Raw genomic sequence first — 14,929 nt, forward strand, 5'->3', positions numbered from 1 at the left:
TCGTCAATACGTTATATCAAAGCATTATATATCGTCTATGCTCGTATATTATTGACTGATTTACAAAAAAACGGTGTCAAAATTGGTGTAAATGGTGTCAGAAATTTAGCGGAAGAACTGCAAAAGAAGAGTCTGCAGATTAAAGAAAGGGTACTAGGAGAGGCCCATCCAAATGCACAAATTATTTTGGAAAATATGAAAATAGCGTTTTATAAGTGGAATCCAGAGGGAAATTTTGAGCAGTGGTTAGAAGAAAATAAGAAAGAACAGTAGAGAATGACAGAAAATTACATAGACGGAATGAAAGACATATGCAGCGGAGCACATGCCTTTTCTTTTGGCTAAATATTCAGCAAACCGGCAATATCAGAGAAATTGATGTACAAATCATCATAGATATTAACCTTAATTGTAGAATCAAAGGAATATTGAACATTGAGCATATTTCCCTCAAAATAGTTAACCGTCACAGTCTTACGGCGCGGATCTACAATCCAATATTCACGGACTCCAGCATTTTTGTAGTAATAGAGTTTGCGGATATAATCATCTGACGGATTCCCAGGGGAAACAATCTCAATGATGAAGTCCGGGGCACCATTGCAGCGCTTACCATCTAGCTTGTCCTTATCACACACAATCATGATGTCAGGCTGGACAATGGTAAGCAGCTCCGTAGAAAGCTTCACATCGAATGGAGCCGGGAATACTTGGCATCCTCCGCCCTTCTTCCGTATATGATTACGGATAGAGACAAGCAGTTCTGTGAGAATAGTCTGGTGATCTTGTGATGGGCTGGCCATGTAATAAATCTGTCCGTCAAAGACTTCTGCTCTTGTATCCTCCGGGAGTGCTTCATATTCTTCCAGAGTGGTAATGATAGGTTGTGGTTGTAATGCTGACATGGCAACACTTCCTTTCCGAATTACTTTTTGCTTAATTCATCAGCGAGTACTCCACCGATATGCATAGCTTCAATCTTAGAGCCTGGATATGCATTGCTTGATTGAAGTGCATGAAGATAATTCAAGGCGGTATTAATTTCTTTTTTTGAGACGGATTGCCTGTTATCAATTTTTACTGTTACGGTTTTAATAAAATCATATTCTGTCATTTGAAATATTTCTCCCCTTTCTGAACTAGTGTTAGGTACATGCTCCATGATATCACCAGGTTGGCAATTAAAAGCTGTACATATACGGTCTAAGACTTTAGGGGAAATACCTTCCCCTTTACCCATTGCTGCTATTGTTGTAGGAGATGCTTTGATTAATATACGGAAATTTTCTTTAGTCATTTTTTTATCTATTAGTAATTTCCATAGTTTGTCATAAGAAAAAGCCATTTACTCACTTCCTTTCGGTAATTGTATTATAGCGGATGTTTCTATATAATGCAATAATAAACCTACAAAAAAATATAGATAATCTATAAAAAGCATACATATTATATATAATGATGTAGAATAAAAGCATAAAGATAAAGAAAAACGTTGCATGAAAGGAGAACACACCATGACGGAGAGAATGATTGAGAACAGAGTTAAAAAGCTGCAGACTATTGAAGCGCAAATGAAAGAGCTGGAAGCCCAGGCGGAGAAAGTGAAAGCCGAGATTAAGGCAGATTTAGAGGGAAAAGGAGTCGATGAATTAAAAACTAAGAATTTCATCATCTACTGGAAAGAAATCATCAGCAACCGCGCATTGACAGCAAAACTCTGAAAGCGGTGCTCCCGGATGTGTACAGCCAGTTCGTGAAGCTGGCAAGAAGCCGGAGATTTACAATAGTATAAATGAAATGCCCTTACCGGAATAGCAGTCCGGCAGGGGCAGGTAACCTGCCAAATAAGCAAATTGGGGGGATGCAGGCATTATAATATGCCTGTGGCCATCCGTCAGAGAAAATAAGCATGGAGGTACATAAAATTTGCACAGCGAAGTAACCGTTTCACATATATAACCGAACGGGGCGGTAGTAGCCATATACTTGCCCTGCATTCTCCTTGCGTGGAGTGCGCGTTTGATTTTCCTTGACGTGTCCTTTGCGTACATTTCATTGATGATGTTGCGGAACGGCATGATATCCATTTGTGCGTTATCTATGGAGTCCACTCCGTCATTGATTGCAATGTACCGTACATTATGGTTTGGGAAAAATACCTCGATATAAGTACCCGTTTCAAGATAATTCCTTCCCAATCATGACAAGTCTTTTGTGATGAGCGTTGACACTTCACCGTCCTGTATGTCCTCGATAAGCTGGCGGAAAGCGGGGCGGTCATAATTCGTACCGCAACTCCTATTATACTATATATTCCCTTTTCCGTTTCCAGTGCTAATTTCCGCTGTTTTCCGCTATCTCCTTAATCTTTTTTGTTATCTGTTCCCCGGCTATCCGTTTGAATACCGTTTCCATTTTTCAGTGCCTACATAGTGACTTTCCACGATAATTTTTGCGGGTGGGTGCTGTCGGGTGACTCTTTGTTGTGTGTTTCTGTCTTTGCCAATAAAATTTTGCTCCTTTACATAAAAATAGAGCGCATAGACTTTTTTATTATACAATAAATATTATCTTCCATATCCTAATCACCTCATAAATAACGATAGGTCGATTTGTTAATTAGCTCTGTGTTTTCACATCAAGCCTTTCAATAACCGTTACCTGTAAATTTTTTGCTTCAATCAATGTTTCCTGTCGGCATTTCGGGCAATAGAAAGGATAGTTTTTCAAAATCGTTTTTTCTCTAATTTTGTTATGAGTCTTATTTCCGCAAGCAGGACAGCGTATCCATTCCGTCACAATTAATTACACCTTTCTTTTACTGCAATATACAACAATAGCCTGTTTAACAAAAACAGCAGTTCCATCACCGCCTGCGTTATCAATATTGTTCCTAAAGCGTTCATCACCTACATACATTTCACCCAATCCACTAAGCACTTTATTGGTGCATTCATAATAATTATCAGTTATAAATTTCTGTATTGCAGCGATTCCGTTTTGTACTTCATCAGCATTAGGTGCTAAATGCTTCAATTTTCCTAATTTAAAAAATATTGTCAACAGTTCGTTTGCAATCTTACTATAACTACCTCCGTTTCGGGCAATATCCTTTTTCTTGTACTCTTGATACTCTTTGGTATTGCCCCACTTTGCTTTGATTTCCGCTTTATACTTTTCAATCTCGCTTTTGCCGAAAACTTCAAAATTCATTGCCGTTATTCCCTTGTTTTGAATTTCGCGGGCAAAGGTAATCAGTTCCTCTATATGTTTACATTTTAATTCTAACAGCTCAATTTGTTGAGAAATAGCTTCTGATGCGTCAAAGTCAGGACTGTCAAGAATTGCTTTAATTTCCTTTAAAGGAAATTCTAACTCACGGAACAATAAAATACTTTGCAACCGGCTAAGTGCTGTATCGTCATACATTCGATAGCCCGCTTCGGTTAAGCCCGTAGGTTTCAAAATCCCAATTTCATCATAATAATGAAGTGTGCGGGCGGTGATACCAGTCAATTTAGCAACTTCATGGACAGACATAGTCTTTTTAATCATTCCAAAAATCCTCCGCAGCGTCTAAAATTTCTTTTGCGGGCAAGAGTGTCGCTTCAATTATACTTTTACCAGTTTTTTTCAAGAAATGCTTCACTAAATAATAGCCGCAGGCATATCCGGCACAATAGGGCAGCTCAACGGGGGGATAGTTTTGTAAAGCCGCCATTTCATCGCCATATAAATAAGCATTGAGATTTTCAAGCCCCTGCACATTTAGTCCGTCATAAATAATTGGTTTGATATATTCATTCAGCATTTTCATATCTGTTTTTTTAACCCACGGTCCTGCCTTATCTTCTCCATACAAATATGTGGCAAAGTTTTCTGCAAGCCCCTCACTGACCATCATTTCTCCGAGTGTAATATCATTTTTCCATTTAATAAACTGGAAACGCACATTATGATTAGTTTCATGTGCAAATGCAACTGGAAGATGCTCTATTGTGTAATCGTTAGGGATTAGCCAAGCCATAATATATCCTGGGATGCCCCCGTCCCCGCAATAACCCTCATTCATTATGGTATAAGGGCTTTCAGCATTAGCCAACAGAATGGTAAACAAATACTCTTGAACAGGCAGTTCAACTCCTGCTTTAGAAAAACAGTTCAACGACCTTTGGATTGACTGTTTACAATCAATCCAAAGACTATCAGAAGATATACGTTCAATATTATCCCGTTGAGTTTCATCCACTTTTGTTGGCACAATATGACCAAGCATGCCGCTTGCCATTATCACGTCATATCCATTTGGTGTAGTTGCTTTTAGCGGTATACTGTAGCAAGCCAATTTTTTTTCAAAAGGCATCATCATCTCATAACGATAAATATCGTCTTTCTTATCAAACGGAGCTTTCATAATTTTTGCGTAAATACCGTCTGAACGAATTGCATTTACATTCATAATTATATCATCCTTCCTCCCCAATTTTTTTATAATTATAAACTATTACGTTGCGTTAAAGTCAAGTGTATTCCCGAAAAAAGCGACTTTCATATTTTTATTTCCTAAATACAAATATGGAATCTCTTGTTTTAAGCGGTTTCATATCGCTTAATCATAACTCCCCGAAAAGAAGAGCAGCAGAGCTTTTATCCTCTGCCGCCAGTCTGTTATACGTAAATAATTTCTTTGTTCACAATCTCCATCGCACAAGCCCGTATGTTATTCATTCGTCCTGAAATCCAAACTTAGGAGAAATCCAAACTTTCTTTTGTAACTCCTTTATTCAAGGCATTTTCTGATAGAAAAGTTTGGGTTTTGTTTTGCCCTTCTCTTGTCAGAAATGAGAATAAATTGATTGAAACAGAGCTAAATAGCAATATTTTACTCATTTTGTCATAATTAGAGTATTGCGCTTTGTGAAATGAAATCCAAACTTTTTCCGGCAAGAATCCCCTGTTATCAAGCCGTTTTCAGAAAAGTTTGGATTTTATATAAGTTTGGATTTCAGGAAAAATCTAAACTTTTGGATTTGCTTTATCCATTCTAAGGCGTTTTCAGCCTTTAGCTGTTCCGTTTGCCCTGTGCTTGATTCATACCCTCTATGAGCCTTTCAAAGCGTTCCTGCGCCTGTCTGTCTATATCAGAAAGATGGGCGTTGAGTTTGCCGCTCGTATTTTCCGCCCAGTTCCTCAAAAATCGTCTTTGCCATTACCTGTTACATCCACATTCTTTTTTATTTTGAATGTCCGCAAAATCCGTCCTACATCATCCGGCGCTGAAGGGGACTCATAACACCATTGAGGTCATCTATGATCTGTTCCTTAGTGGCTTTGAGGTTATGGGCAATGATTTTCTGTTTATACAATTCGTTATATTTCGCCTCATCCATAGATGCTCCGGTGAGAAGGTATTCTAAAATATTGTGTGCGCTCTTACCATTGATATCCGACACTGTGTCGGACAGTTTGATGTTAGCGCCTTCCAGGTAGAAAAGAAGCTGCGGGATGTGAAATATGAGATTGACCATGGAATCTATGCAAAGCCGCAGCGGTTAACGGTTGACTCATGGTATAGCACTTGGTTAAAGGAATACCGGGTGAATGTTGTCCGGGAAACAACTATAATTAGCAATGAGAAAAGCTATAAGCATATAAAGCAGGAGATAGGCAATATGAAGCTGCAGGCGGTGCGTCCGGAGCACCTTGGCCATTCTACGGTTGATTTGGCCATGGACATATATACTCATGTGACAGCCGAATTGGAAAGAGAGGAGATCAAGAAGATTGAAAGCCAGTTTTGATATAAGGACATTATTGGGTCAGAAGAGGGAAGCAGGAAGAGCAGAAGCCTGCTGCCTGATTTATGCAGAATGGTGTCAAACGTGATGTAAAATACTAGAATGTGATATATGAAAGCCTTGTAAATACTGGAAATATTGGCTATCTGAGAAAAATATATATTGTTCCATGAGAATAATGTATAATATATTTTAACAGAGTTATTATGCGAATAAAGGGAGGCGTTTGATTTGCAGAAACTGTTACTTCTTGAAGACGATATCAGTCTGATTGACGGTCTGACATATTCTCTGAAGAAAAACGGATTCGATGTAGATGTTGCCAGAACGATAAAGGAGGCAGAAAAACGGATTGCGAAGAGCAGCGATTTTGATATCCTTCTTTTTGATGTGACACTGCCGGATGGGAATGGATTTACCTTGTGTGAGAAGCTCAGGGAATCCGGAAACCAGGTTCCTATCATTTTCCTGACGGCATCCGATGAGGAAACAAGCGTAATCCGCGGTCTTGACTGCGGAGGTGATGATTATATTACAAAACCGTTCAGGCTTGGAGAATTGTGTTCCCGTATCCGCGCACTACTGCGGCGCAGTAATAGGAAGAATGAGGAAGGAAATATCCTGCGTTCGGGTGATCTGACGATAAATCTTGCAGAAGGGAAAGTATTCTTAGGAGATAAATTGGCAGAGTTTACAGGGGCAGAATACAGGCTTCTCTGTCTGCTGCTGCAAAACAGCGGGCGTGTTCTTACCCGTGGGATGATTCTGGACAAACTGTGGGACGGCGCAGGGAACTTTGTGGATGATAACACACTGTCCGTATATATACGCCGCCTGCGTGAAAAACTGGAGAAGAACCCGTCTCGGCCGGAACATCTGAAAACAGTCCGGGGATTTGGATACCAGTGGGAGGAGTGAGAGGTTTGAAATTTCTATATGAAAAGCAGACACGAAGGTTTTATCTGTTTCTTGTAGTGATTTGTTTGCTGCAGATCTGCGTTTTGGGAATCTGCGGCATTTTTCAGGCACAGGATATCAGAAGAATTCTTATAAAACGCGAGCTTGCGGCAGCTTCTTATCTGTTGGAACAGGAAGTTTCACCTGCGCTGGTGGCTTCTGCATGGAATCATGTGGAGGTAACGGAAGAAGGGAAACAACTGTTGGAAACCATCGGACATACAGAACATACGCAGAGTTATTTACTGCTGTTTGCAGAGCAAACGTCCGTTTGGAAGATTGCAGCGCTGCTTTTTGTAGGTCTGGTGTTTGCGATTATGGTGTTGGGCGGTACGGGATTGTTTTTGCGAAGAAGAGAGCAGATGTATGAAAGTATTGAAACGGTGATTGCAGAGTATGACCAGAACCGGTTTGAAAACCATCTGCCCGCAGGAGAAACAGGGGCAATTTTCCAGTTGTTTGGCAGTATTGAACAACTTGCTATGTCGCTGCAGGCAAAGAGTGAGATGGAACATAAAGCGAAGATGTTTTTAAGAGATATGATATCGAATATTTCACATCAGCTGAAAACGCCTCTTGCAGCTCTAAATATGTATATGGAGATCATAAAGGATGAGCCCGAGAATGAAGAAACGGTGAAGATTTTTTCTCAGAAATCCATGAAATCTCTGGAACGGATGGAGCAGTTAATACAGTCTCTTTTAAAAATGGCGCGTCTGGATACTGGGAATATAGTTTTTGAAAAACGGGAGTGTTTTGCGGCAGAAGTCGCAGGGCAGGCAGTGGACGATCTGCTGGAACGCGCGAAGCAGGAGGGAAAAGAGATTTTGATGGACGGCAGGCCAGAGGAGAGACTGCTCTGCGATCAGGAGTGGACGAAAGAGGCGGTTGGGAATCTTATAAAAAATGCGCTCGATCATACGGAAACAGGAGATGTTATCCGTGTATCGTGGAAAAGAACCCCTGCAGTTTTTCGCATGACAGTAGAAGATAACGGGTCAGGCATTGCGCAGGAAGACATCCATCATATTTTTAAACAGTTTTATCGGAGCCGGTCTTCCAGTGACCGGCAGGGGACAGGGCTTGGGCTTTCCCTGGCGAAATCAATTGTGGAAGGTCAGGGGGGAAATCTGTCTGTGGAGAGCAGGCCGGGAGAGGGGAGCGTCTTCTGGCTGACCTTTCTTACGAATCTGTAAGCTTCCATTCACCGGAATGTAAGGTTAAAATGCTATTCTTTTTTTGTCCATCCAAAAAAGAATAGTTGAGAAAGGCAGGGGATTGTATGGAAATATTAAAAGTAGAAAATCTCTGTAAGGTTTATGGAAGCGGGGAGGCCCGTGTAGATGCGTTAAAGAATGTTTCTTTATCCATGCAGAGAGGAGAATTCGGAGCGGTCGTCGGAGCATCCGGTTCTGGGAAAAGCACGCTTCTGAACTGTATTGGCGGGCTGGATGAGGCAAACTCTGGGAACGTATTTTTAAATGGAAGAAACATATTTGCGATGGGGGAAAATGAACGGACAGTCTTCCGCAGACAGAATATCGGGTTTATTTTTCAGTCCTTTCATCTGATTCCAGAGCTTGATGTAGAGCAGAACATTATCTTCCCGCTTCTGTTAGATTACAAGAAACCGAATCAGGAACGGGTGGATGAGATTTTAGAGGTACTGGGGCTTACGAACAGACGGAAGCATTTGCCGGGACAGCTTTCTGGCGGACAGCAGCAGCGGGTGGCCATAGGGCGTGCTTTGATTACGAGGCCGGCGCTGGTCCTGGCGGACGAGCCGACCGGGAATCTGGATTCCCAGAGCAGCCAGGATGTAATGGATCTTTTGTGCAAGGCGTCACGGCATTATCAGCAGACTGTTTTAATGATTACCCATAATATGAACCTGACGTCCCAGGCAGACCGGGTGTTCCAGGTTACGGACGGAGAGCTTAGTGAGCTGGGAGGTGTGTCGGATTGAAGCATTATCTGGATTTGATACAAATATCGGCGAAACAGCATAAGAAACAGAATCGGATGACCAGGCTCTGCATCGTGCTGGCAGTGTTTCTGGTCACGGTGATCTTTGGGATGGCGGATATGGAGATTCGTTCCCAGATGATACAGGCGGTTAAGAGCGATGGAAGCTGGCATGCAGGTTTTTTGGTGGATGAAGAACAGGGAGCGCTTTTGAAAGCACGACCGGAGGTGGAGCATATCGCGCGGTATGGGGTGCTGAATTATCATCTGCGAGACGGTTATCGGATTGAGGGAATTGAAACGGCAGTCTGTGGGTTTGACAAAGAGCTTTTGGAAATGTTTCCGGCAGCGGAGCTTACAGAGGGAGCATTTCCGGAAAATACCGAAGAGGCAGTTCTGAATGAGAGTGCAAAGACTCGGCTGGGCGTGCAGGTGGGAGATACTGTCAGCATGGCAACTCCTCAGGGGGAGATGAAGCAGTATCATATTACCGGGATTACGAAAGATACGGCATTAGAGGCAGAGCATGACGCGTTTGGCATGTATCTGAATACGGACGGATTTTCTGCATTGCGGCCGGAAGAAACAAAATCGGCACAGGAAGTGCTTTATTATGTAGAGTTTCGGAAGTTTTGTAATATCCAGAAAGCAATCCGTGAGATCAGCGCGCAGTTTGGCCTGGAAGAGGGGCAGGTGCGTCAGAATGTAAAGGTTCTTATGCTAATGTTTCAGAGCCAGGATACCTACATCCTGCAGTTATATTTTGTGGCGGTAGTTTTGGCGGCGTTAGTCGTGGTTGCAGGAATCTTTATGATTACAGCAAGTATGAACAGTAATATCGCACGGCGGACAGAATTCTTTGGTATGATGAGATGCCTTGGAGCAACCGGAAAGCAAGTGATCCGATTTGTGCGAAGAGAAGCGCTCAGCTGGTGCAGGACGGCCATTCCAGCGGGCATTATTGCGGGGATTTGTATGGTATGGGTTCTTTGTGGAATGCTGCGTTGTCTAAGCCCGGGGCTTTTTGAAGGATTGCCGGTGTTCGGAGTCAGTTATATAGCGGTCGCAGCCGGAATGATCGTGGGATTCGTTACTGTACTTCTGGCTGCAAGGTCTCCGGCTAAGCGTGCTGCGAAAGTGTCTCCGTTAACAGCAGTTTCCGGAAATGCAGGAACCGTGCAGGCAGTGAAAAGGACGGCAAATACACGGATTTTTAAAGTGGATATGGCGTTGGGGGTTCATCATGCTTCTGGAAGTAAGAAGAATTTCCTTTTAGTAACAAGTTCTTTTGCATTCAGTATTATCCTGTTCCTTGCATTTGGCACAGCTATTGATTTTATGCATCATGCGCTTACGCCGCTTCGTGCGTCTGCCCCCGATCTTTATATTTATAAGGAAGATTATACTAATCAGATTCCGTCAGGGCTTGATGAAGTAATCAGAAAGTATCCGGGCGTGAAGCGTGCATTTGGCAGGGGTTATGCAGAGTTTACGGTTCCAGGAGAAGGGAGCACGCTTATCGTGATTTCTTATGATGACCAGCAATTTCAGTGGGCAAAGGATTCTCTGATTGAGGGAAATCTTCAGGATGCGATAGATGGAAAAGGCATGCTTTCCGTACATCGGGAAGGGAATACATTTGCAGCAGGCAGCAATGTCACGGTATCGGCAGGCGGCAGGGAGCAGGAAGCTTCCATCGTCGGTACCCTTGGAGATGTTCCGTACAGTTATGGAGTGGACGGTAATACAGACAGTATGACAGGGATGGCAGTCTGTTCGGAAGAATTGTTCCGGAAACTGACAGGAGAAGACGGGTATGCGGTTCTTGATGTACAGCTTAATCGGGATGCAACGGATTCACAGGTGCAGGAGATCCGCAAGGTAATGGAACAGGAATGTAGCAGTAGTGTTGCATTTTCTGACAAACGGATCGGAAACAAAGAAACGAAAGGGGCGAGCTATTCGATGTCCGTATTTCTCTATGGTTTTTTGGCAGTGATTGCTCTGATTGGTTTCTTTAATATCATCAATAACATTGCCATGAGCGTGTCGGCGCGGATGAGGGAGTATGGCGCGATGCGGGCGATTGGAATGACTGTGCGGCAGTTAAACAGGATGGTATTGGGTGAGACAATGACCTATACGGTCTTTGGTGTTCTTTTAGGATGTGTGATTGGGCTGCCTCTTAATAAGGTTCTGTTCCAAAACCTTGTGACTTCCAGATGGGGAGATGAATGGAGCGTTCCGGGATGGGAGCTTTTGGTGATTGTGTTCATTATGCTTGGCTCCGTATGTCTGGCGGTTATGGGGCCGGCGAAGCAGATCAAGAAAATGACGGTGGTGGATACAATAAGCAGGGAGTAAAAAGCCGGTAAGGCCTTGGATATCGGAGGCACAGTTGGGGGCAAAAAACAATATCCGCTAAAAAGTATAATTCCGACATTATGCCGTGAGAACATTTTAGCGGATATTTTTATATACGGAATTGCCTTGGAAAAATTGTAGGCACCAAAAACCCCGCTGCCGGAGCCGTTCCGATGAAGTCGCTTACTGCAGTTGCCAGCTCTTTTCGGCGGGGGCCGGTTACATTGTAACTGATTTCCATGGTACTGGCTTCGGAAAAGGTGGCAAAAATGATCGCCGCCGCAGTTGGAGCCGATCTGTTCAAGATTGAGCAAAAGGTTCCGTATGCCGCCGATTACAATACTTGTATTGAGCAGGCAAAAAATGACTTGAGGGCAAAGGCGAGGCCAGAGCTGGTATCCGTGCCGGAAAGTCTGGATAGCTATGATGAAATTTATTTGGGCTACCCTAAACTGTAGCCCCGTTTTGAGTGTGTATTATGTGTATCGTGTTCCCATAAGGGCAGGAAAAGGAACAGTATACATAGATAGCTGTAAAAAGTGTGTATAGCGTTAGCAGATAAATAACATAAAGTGAGGATAGCAATAGATGTATCTGGCAGGAAGTAGCTGGACCCATCTTTTTTTATTGTAAATTTATGGATAGACAAAGATAATTATGTTAAAATGCGATAATAAAATACATATAAGTGAGAATAAATCGAATTTACATGTTGAAAAAGTGATAAAATGTGATACAATAGTTAGTAAAGAAAAATGTGAGGTGCAAGCATGCTTATACAATTTAATTTTAAAAATTTTAAATCATTTCGAGATGAAGCAATTTTGGATTTATCTGCGGCAAAGATGACAGAATTTTCTGACAGGGTGGTTTCGGAAGGAAATGAAAAAATTTTGCCTATGGCGGCTATATATGGTGCAAATGCCAGTGGAAAGTCTAATATATATAATGCGTTTGAATATATGGCAGATTATGTGATTGAATCTTTCAAATATGGGGATGAAGAAGAAAAATTTGAGGAATATCGGCCAACTCCATTTTTGTTTGATAGTATTTCAGGTAATGCTGAGTCTAGTTTTGAAATATATTTTACAATTTCAGGGGATAAGACAGAAAAAACATATAATTATGGCTTTTGTGTTGACAGACATGGAGTTACAGAGGAATGGCTGAATTCGAAGGCTAAGACAGCGCGTAAGTTTAAGTCTGTTTTTTATCGTTCTATTGAAGAAAATACACTGGACTTGTCAGGTCTTCCAAAGAGCAGTAGGGAGAATATTCAGGTGGCATTGGAGAAGCAGGTTTTAATTGTTTCTCTTGGAGCAAAATTGAAAGTGAATAAGTGTAAAGACATTCGGGACTGGTTTCTGGCAAATGAGTTCGCAGATTTTGGGGATCCATTTACCAATTTCTTTTTGTCACGTCGTTTGCCGAAAGGCTTTGTAGACGATGATAGTGTGCAAAAGAAAGTGATAGAGTATTTTGCCTCTTTTGATGAGCACATTAAAGATTTTGAGATAGAAAGGGTTCCGCATGACACTGAAACGAAAGAAGAAACATATAAAATCAGTGCATTGCACAAAAAAATAGATTCTGATGAATTTGCAGCTATTCCTTTGGGCATGGAATCGGCGGGGGCATTGAAAATGTTTGCATTGTATCCAGAATTACAGGATGTTTTGGAAAAGGGAAGCGTATTTTTCATTGATGAATTAAATGCTCGTCTGCATCCGTTACTGGTTCGGAACTTTTTGCTTACTTTCCTGAATCCAGAAATCAATACGAATCATGCACAGTTGATTTTTACAACACATGATACATGGCAGCTGTCTAATCAGCTTCTTCGGAGGGATGAGGTGTGGTTTACGGAAAAAGATGGACAGGGGATTTCTAAATTGTATTCTCTGGCGGACTTTGTAGATGAATCTGGTGCCAGGATTCGAAAAGATGAAAGCTACGAAAAAAATTATCTGATTGGAAAGTATGGTGCGATTCCAACATTAAAGAGTATTGATATCTTTAAGGAGGGATGATCATAATATGGCAAGAAAAGACAGGACTGGTAACCGAAAGACCAGAGAACAGCGACAGCCATTAAAGATTCCGGAATTGGGTTATTATTTGGTGGTTACAGATACAGAGGCAACAGAAAGATGCTATTTTCAGGGACTGCATAAAGAGCTTCCGAAAGACATACAGAATAAATTAGTAATCAAGGTAGTGGAAACTAAGACAAGGGTAATGATTGATAAATGTCTGGAAATGACAGCATATGATGCGCAATATCGTATGCCTTGGATTGTGTTTGACAGGGATGAGGTAAAAGATTTTGATGAAATCATAAAGGAAGCGGAGGCATTGGGCATAAATTTGGGCTGGTCAAATCCATGTTTTGAAATATGGATGTACTCCTATTATGGAGCAATGCCAGCTATTATGGAATCTTGGGTATGCTGTGATGAGTTTGAAAAGATTTTTCAAAGAAAAACAGGACAAAAATATTCAAAATCAGATGCGGGATTGTAAGAAAAGATTTCCCGGACAGGAGATGAAGAAAAAGCTCTACAAATAGCAAGGCAGAAGTATGGGCAGTGTGTTCGAGAAGGAAAAACGATACCATCTAAGATGTGTCCATGTACGACGGTTTACCAGTTAGTGGAGGAAATAAAGAAAAAGGTAAATTTAGCCAATAAATATTTACTATAGGCAGAATCATGGAGGAATTTATGTGGAGAGATAGTGAAACAGAAATTGATTATTTAGATTATGGGTATATTGTTGATATTATGATTGATACCATAAATGATGAAAAGTTGCTTCCATCTTGTATAGGTTTGTATGGTGACTGGGGAAGTGGCAAATCGAGTTTGATGCATATGTGTATGAAAAAGCTTAAAGAGCAAAAAGATGATACAGTCTGTTTATTATTTAATGGCTGGTTGTATGAGAGCTATGACGATGCAAAGACGGCAATTTTATCATCAATATTAGATGGAATAAAAGAAAACCGAAAATTGGAAGGAACAGCGCTTGAGATAATACGGGCACTCTATCAAAGTGTTGATAAATTTAAACTAATTAAAGGAGGAATAAAATTTGGAATTGATTTGGCACTAACAGGTGGAATCGGTTCAATTGCTAATTTGACAATGAATTCTGTAATAAAAAAATCAAGAAAAGTTTTAGGGGAATTAGATGAAGAAGCAGTAATTAAAGATATAAAGGAGAAGTTAGATTATAAGGAACTGCGGGAAGATATAAAAGAGTTCAGAGAGAAATTTGCAAAGTTGATAGAAGCGGCAGGAATTGAGAAACTTGTTATTTATGTGGATGAATTGGATCGATGCAGTCCAAATACTATTTTAGATACATTAGAAGCAATGAGGCTGTTTTTATTTAATGGAAAAGTAGCTTTTGTAATTGGCGCTGATGAAAGACATGTGTCCTATGCAATCAAAAATAAATTTAAAGACATAGAGGGCATTAATATGGATATTGGAAAAGAATATCAGGAAAAAATTATCCAATATCCGATTCGAATACCAAGTATGAATAAAGATGAAACAGAATTTTATATATTGTGTCTTTTAGCAGAAAATGAATTAGAAGAACAGAAGTTTAATGGTTTGTTATCATATTTGCAAGAAAAAAGGGCGGAAAGTCCATTGGAATTTTCAATAGATATGACTGATTATTCTAATGCTTGGGAGCCATCTATTTAAAGCTTGAGAGCCATCTGGATCCAGTGTATTTTAAAGCTTGGGAGCCACCACTATATATTGTGGTCATCCAAATATATTGCTTAAGATAAGATCCCTCTTTTAAGATGTGTTTATGAAAAGTAC

At 41.0% G+C, this 14,929-nt stretch carries 16 protein-coding genes and 2 pseudogenes; 11 read left to right on the forward strand and 7 right to left on the reverse strand.

Annotated features, from left to right (window positions below; genetic code table 11):
• Positions 1 to 51 precede the first annotated feature (51 nt).
• The gene (locus AC6I3O_RS27435) at positions 52 to 273 is read left to right on the forward strand and encodes a tetratricopeptide repeat protein (RefSeq protein WP_334638577.1); all 222 of its coding nucleotides are present in this window, start codon (positions 52 to 54) and stop codon (positions 271 to 273) included.
• Positions 274 to 341: 68 nt separating this feature from the next.
• Here AC6I3O_RS27435 and AC6I3O_RS27440 read toward each other — a convergent pair whose 3' ends face one another.
• On the reverse strand, positions 342 to 905 hold the full coding sequence (locus tag AC6I3O_RS27440) for a Uma2 family endonuclease (protein ID WP_159757482.1): 564 nt from the start codon (positions 903 to 905) through the stop codon (positions 342 to 344).
• Between the two features lie 20 nt (positions 906 to 925).
• On the reverse strand, positions 926 to 1,345 hold the full coding sequence (locus AC6I3O_RS27445; RefSeq protein WP_497853936.1) for a helix-turn-helix domain-containing protein: 420 nt from the start codon (positions 1,343 to 1,345) through the stop codon (positions 926 to 928).
• Between the two features lie 169 nt (positions 1,346 to 1,514).
• Between AC6I3O_RS27445 and AC6I3O_RS27450 the strand changes: the two genes are divergently transcribed.
• Complete coding sequence (locus AC6I3O_RS27450; RefSeq protein ID WP_334638581.1) at positions 1,515 to 1,721, forward strand: hypothetical protein; 207 nt, start codon at positions 1,515 to 1,517, stop codon at positions 1,719 to 1,721.
• A gap of 231 nt (positions 1,722 to 1,952) precedes the next feature.
• Here AC6I3O_RS27450 and AC6I3O_RS27455 read toward each other — a convergent pair.
• The 5 genes and pseudogenes from AC6I3O_RS27455 to AC6I3O_RS27475 all read right to left on the reverse strand — a co-directional run.
• Positions 1,953 to 2,198, reverse strand: a pseudogene (locus tag AC6I3O_RS27455) (recombinase family protein); the annotation flags it as partial.
• Between the two features lie 421 nt (positions 2,199 to 2,619).
• Positions 2,620 to 2,802, reverse strand: a complete 183-nt coding sequence (locus tag AC6I3O_RS27460) for a cysteine-rich KTR domain-containing protein (protein WP_334638733.1) — start codon at positions 2,800 to 2,802, stop codon at positions 2,620 to 2,622.
• Positions 2,803 to 2,805: 3 nt separating this feature from the next.
• A complete protein-coding gene (locus tag AC6I3O_RS27465) occupies positions 2,806 to 3,555 on the reverse strand; it encodes a MerR family transcriptional regulator (protein WP_334638582.1) in 750 nt (249 codons plus the stop codon).
• The gene (locus tag AC6I3O_RS27470; RefSeq protein WP_334638583.1) at positions 3,548 to 4,459 is read right to left on the reverse strand and encodes a DUF2268 domain-containing putative Zn-dependent protease; all 912 of its coding nucleotides are present in this window, start codon (positions 4,457 to 4,459) and stop codon (positions 3,548 to 3,550) included. The genes AC6I3O_RS27465 and AC6I3O_RS27470 overlap by 8 nt, the downstream gene beginning before the upstream one ends.
• Positions 4,460 to 4,988: 529 nt before the next feature.
• Positions 4,989 to 5,173, reverse strand: a pseudogene (locus AC6I3O_RS27475) (TnpV protein); the annotation flags it as partial.
• Between the two features lie 250 nt (positions 5,174 to 5,423).
• Between AC6I3O_RS27475 and AC6I3O_RS27480 the strand changes: the two are divergent.
• The 9 genes from AC6I3O_RS27480 (at position 5,424) to AC6I3O_RS27520 (ending at position 14,806) form a co-directional block, all read left to right on the forward strand.
• Positions 5,424 to 5,801: a tyrosine-type recombinase/integrase gene (locus tag AC6I3O_RS27480; RefSeq protein ID WP_334638584.1), complete on the forward strand. Its 378-nt coding sequence runs from the start codon at positions 5,424 to 5,426 to the stop codon at positions 5,799 to 5,801.
• 228 nt (positions 5,802 to 6,029) lie between these two features.
• A complete protein-coding gene (locus tag AC6I3O_RS27485) occupies positions 6,030 to 6,716 on the forward strand; it encodes a response regulator transcription factor (RefSeq protein WP_288175625.1) in 687 nt (228 codons plus the stop codon).
• Between the two features lie 5 nt (positions 6,717 to 6,721).
• Positions 6,722 to 7,951, forward strand: a complete 1,230-nt coding sequence (locus AC6I3O_RS27490) for a sensor histidine kinase (RefSeq protein ID WP_288175626.1) — start codon at positions 6,722 to 6,724, stop codon at positions 7,949 to 7,951.
• A gap of 86 nt (positions 7,952 to 8,037) precedes the next feature.
• A complete protein-coding gene (locus tag AC6I3O_RS27495) occupies positions 8,038 to 8,721 on the forward strand; it encodes an ABC transporter ATP-binding protein (RefSeq protein WP_159757503.1) in 684 nt (227 codons plus the stop codon).
• Positions 8,718 to 11,084, forward strand: coding sequence for an ABC transporter permease (locus AC6I3O_RS27500; RefSeq protein WP_497853941.1), 2,367 nt, complete (start codon positions 8,718 to 8,720; stop codon positions 11,082 to 11,084). The genes AC6I3O_RS27495 and AC6I3O_RS27500 overlap by 4 nt, the downstream gene beginning before the upstream one ends.
• A 260-nt stretch (positions 11,085 to 11,344) precedes the next feature.
• Positions 11,345 to 11,542, forward strand: coding sequence for a flavodoxin (locus AC6I3O_RS27505; RefSeq protein WP_159757509.1), 198 nt, complete (start codon positions 11,345 to 11,347; stop codon positions 11,540 to 11,542).
• A 312-nt stretch (positions 11,543 to 11,854) separates the two neighbouring features.
• Positions 11,855 to 13,117: an AAA family ATPase gene (locus AC6I3O_RS27510; RefSeq protein WP_497853943.1), complete on the forward strand. Its 1,263-nt coding sequence runs from the start codon at positions 11,855 to 11,857 to the stop codon at positions 13,115 to 13,117.
• A 7-nt stretch (positions 13,118 to 13,124) separates the two neighbouring features.
• Positions 13,125 to 13,610 carry an RloB family protein gene (locus AC6I3O_RS27515; RefSeq protein WP_334638589.1) on the forward strand — a complete coding sequence of 162 codons (486 nt, stop codon included), beginning with the start codon at positions 13,125 to 13,127 and terminating at the stop codon, positions 13,608 to 13,610.
• Between the two features lie 200 nt (positions 13,611 to 13,810).
• On the forward strand, positions 13,811 to 14,806 hold the full coding sequence (locus AC6I3O_RS27520; RefSeq protein ID WP_497853945.1) for a KAP family P-loop NTPase fold protein: 996 nt from the start codon (positions 13,811 to 13,813) through the stop codon (positions 14,804 to 14,806).
• Positions 14,807 to 14,929: the final 123 nt, after the last annotated feature.

The organism is Sporofaciens sp. St.21A7 (genome assembly GCF_059728535.1).

Excerpts from the sequence above, each read along its gene's own strand:
- AC6I3O_RS27445 (WP_497853936.1), bottom strand. The coding sequence starts at position 1,345 with ATGGCTTTTTCTTATGACAAACTATGGAAATTACTAATAGATAAAAAA.
- AC6I3O_RS27465 (WP_334638582.1), bottom strand. The coding sequence starts at position 3,555 with ATGATTAAAAAGACTATGTCTGTCCATGAAGTTGCTAAATTGACTGGT.
- AC6I3O_RS27450 (WP_334638581.1), top strand. The coding sequence starts at position 1,515 with ATGACGGAGAGAATGATTGAGAACAGAGTTAAAAAGCTGCAGACTATT.
- AC6I3O_RS27495 (WP_159757503.1), top strand. The coding sequence starts at position 8,038 with ATGGAAATATTAAAAGTAGAAAATCTCTGTAAGGTTTATGGAAGCGGG.
- AC6I3O_RS27440 (WP_159757482.1), bottom strand. The coding sequence starts at position 905 with ATGTCAGCATTACAACCACAACCTATCATTACCACTCTGGAAGAATAT.
- AC6I3O_RS27520 (WP_497853945.1), top strand. The coding sequence starts at position 13,811 with ATGTGGAGAGATAGTGAAACAGAAATTGATTATTTAGATTATGGGTAT.
- AC6I3O_RS27515 (WP_334638589.1), top strand. The coding sequence starts at position 13,125 with ATGGCAAGAAAAGACAGGACTGGTAACCGAAAGACCAGAGAACAGCGA.
- AC6I3O_RS27470 (WP_334638583.1), bottom strand. The coding sequence starts at position 4,459 with ATGAATGTAAATGCAATTCGTTCAGACGGTATTTACGCAAAAATTATG.
- AC6I3O_RS27510 (WP_497853943.1), top strand. The coding sequence starts at position 11,855 with ATGCTTATACAATTTAATTTTAAAAATTTTAAATCATTTCGAGATGAA.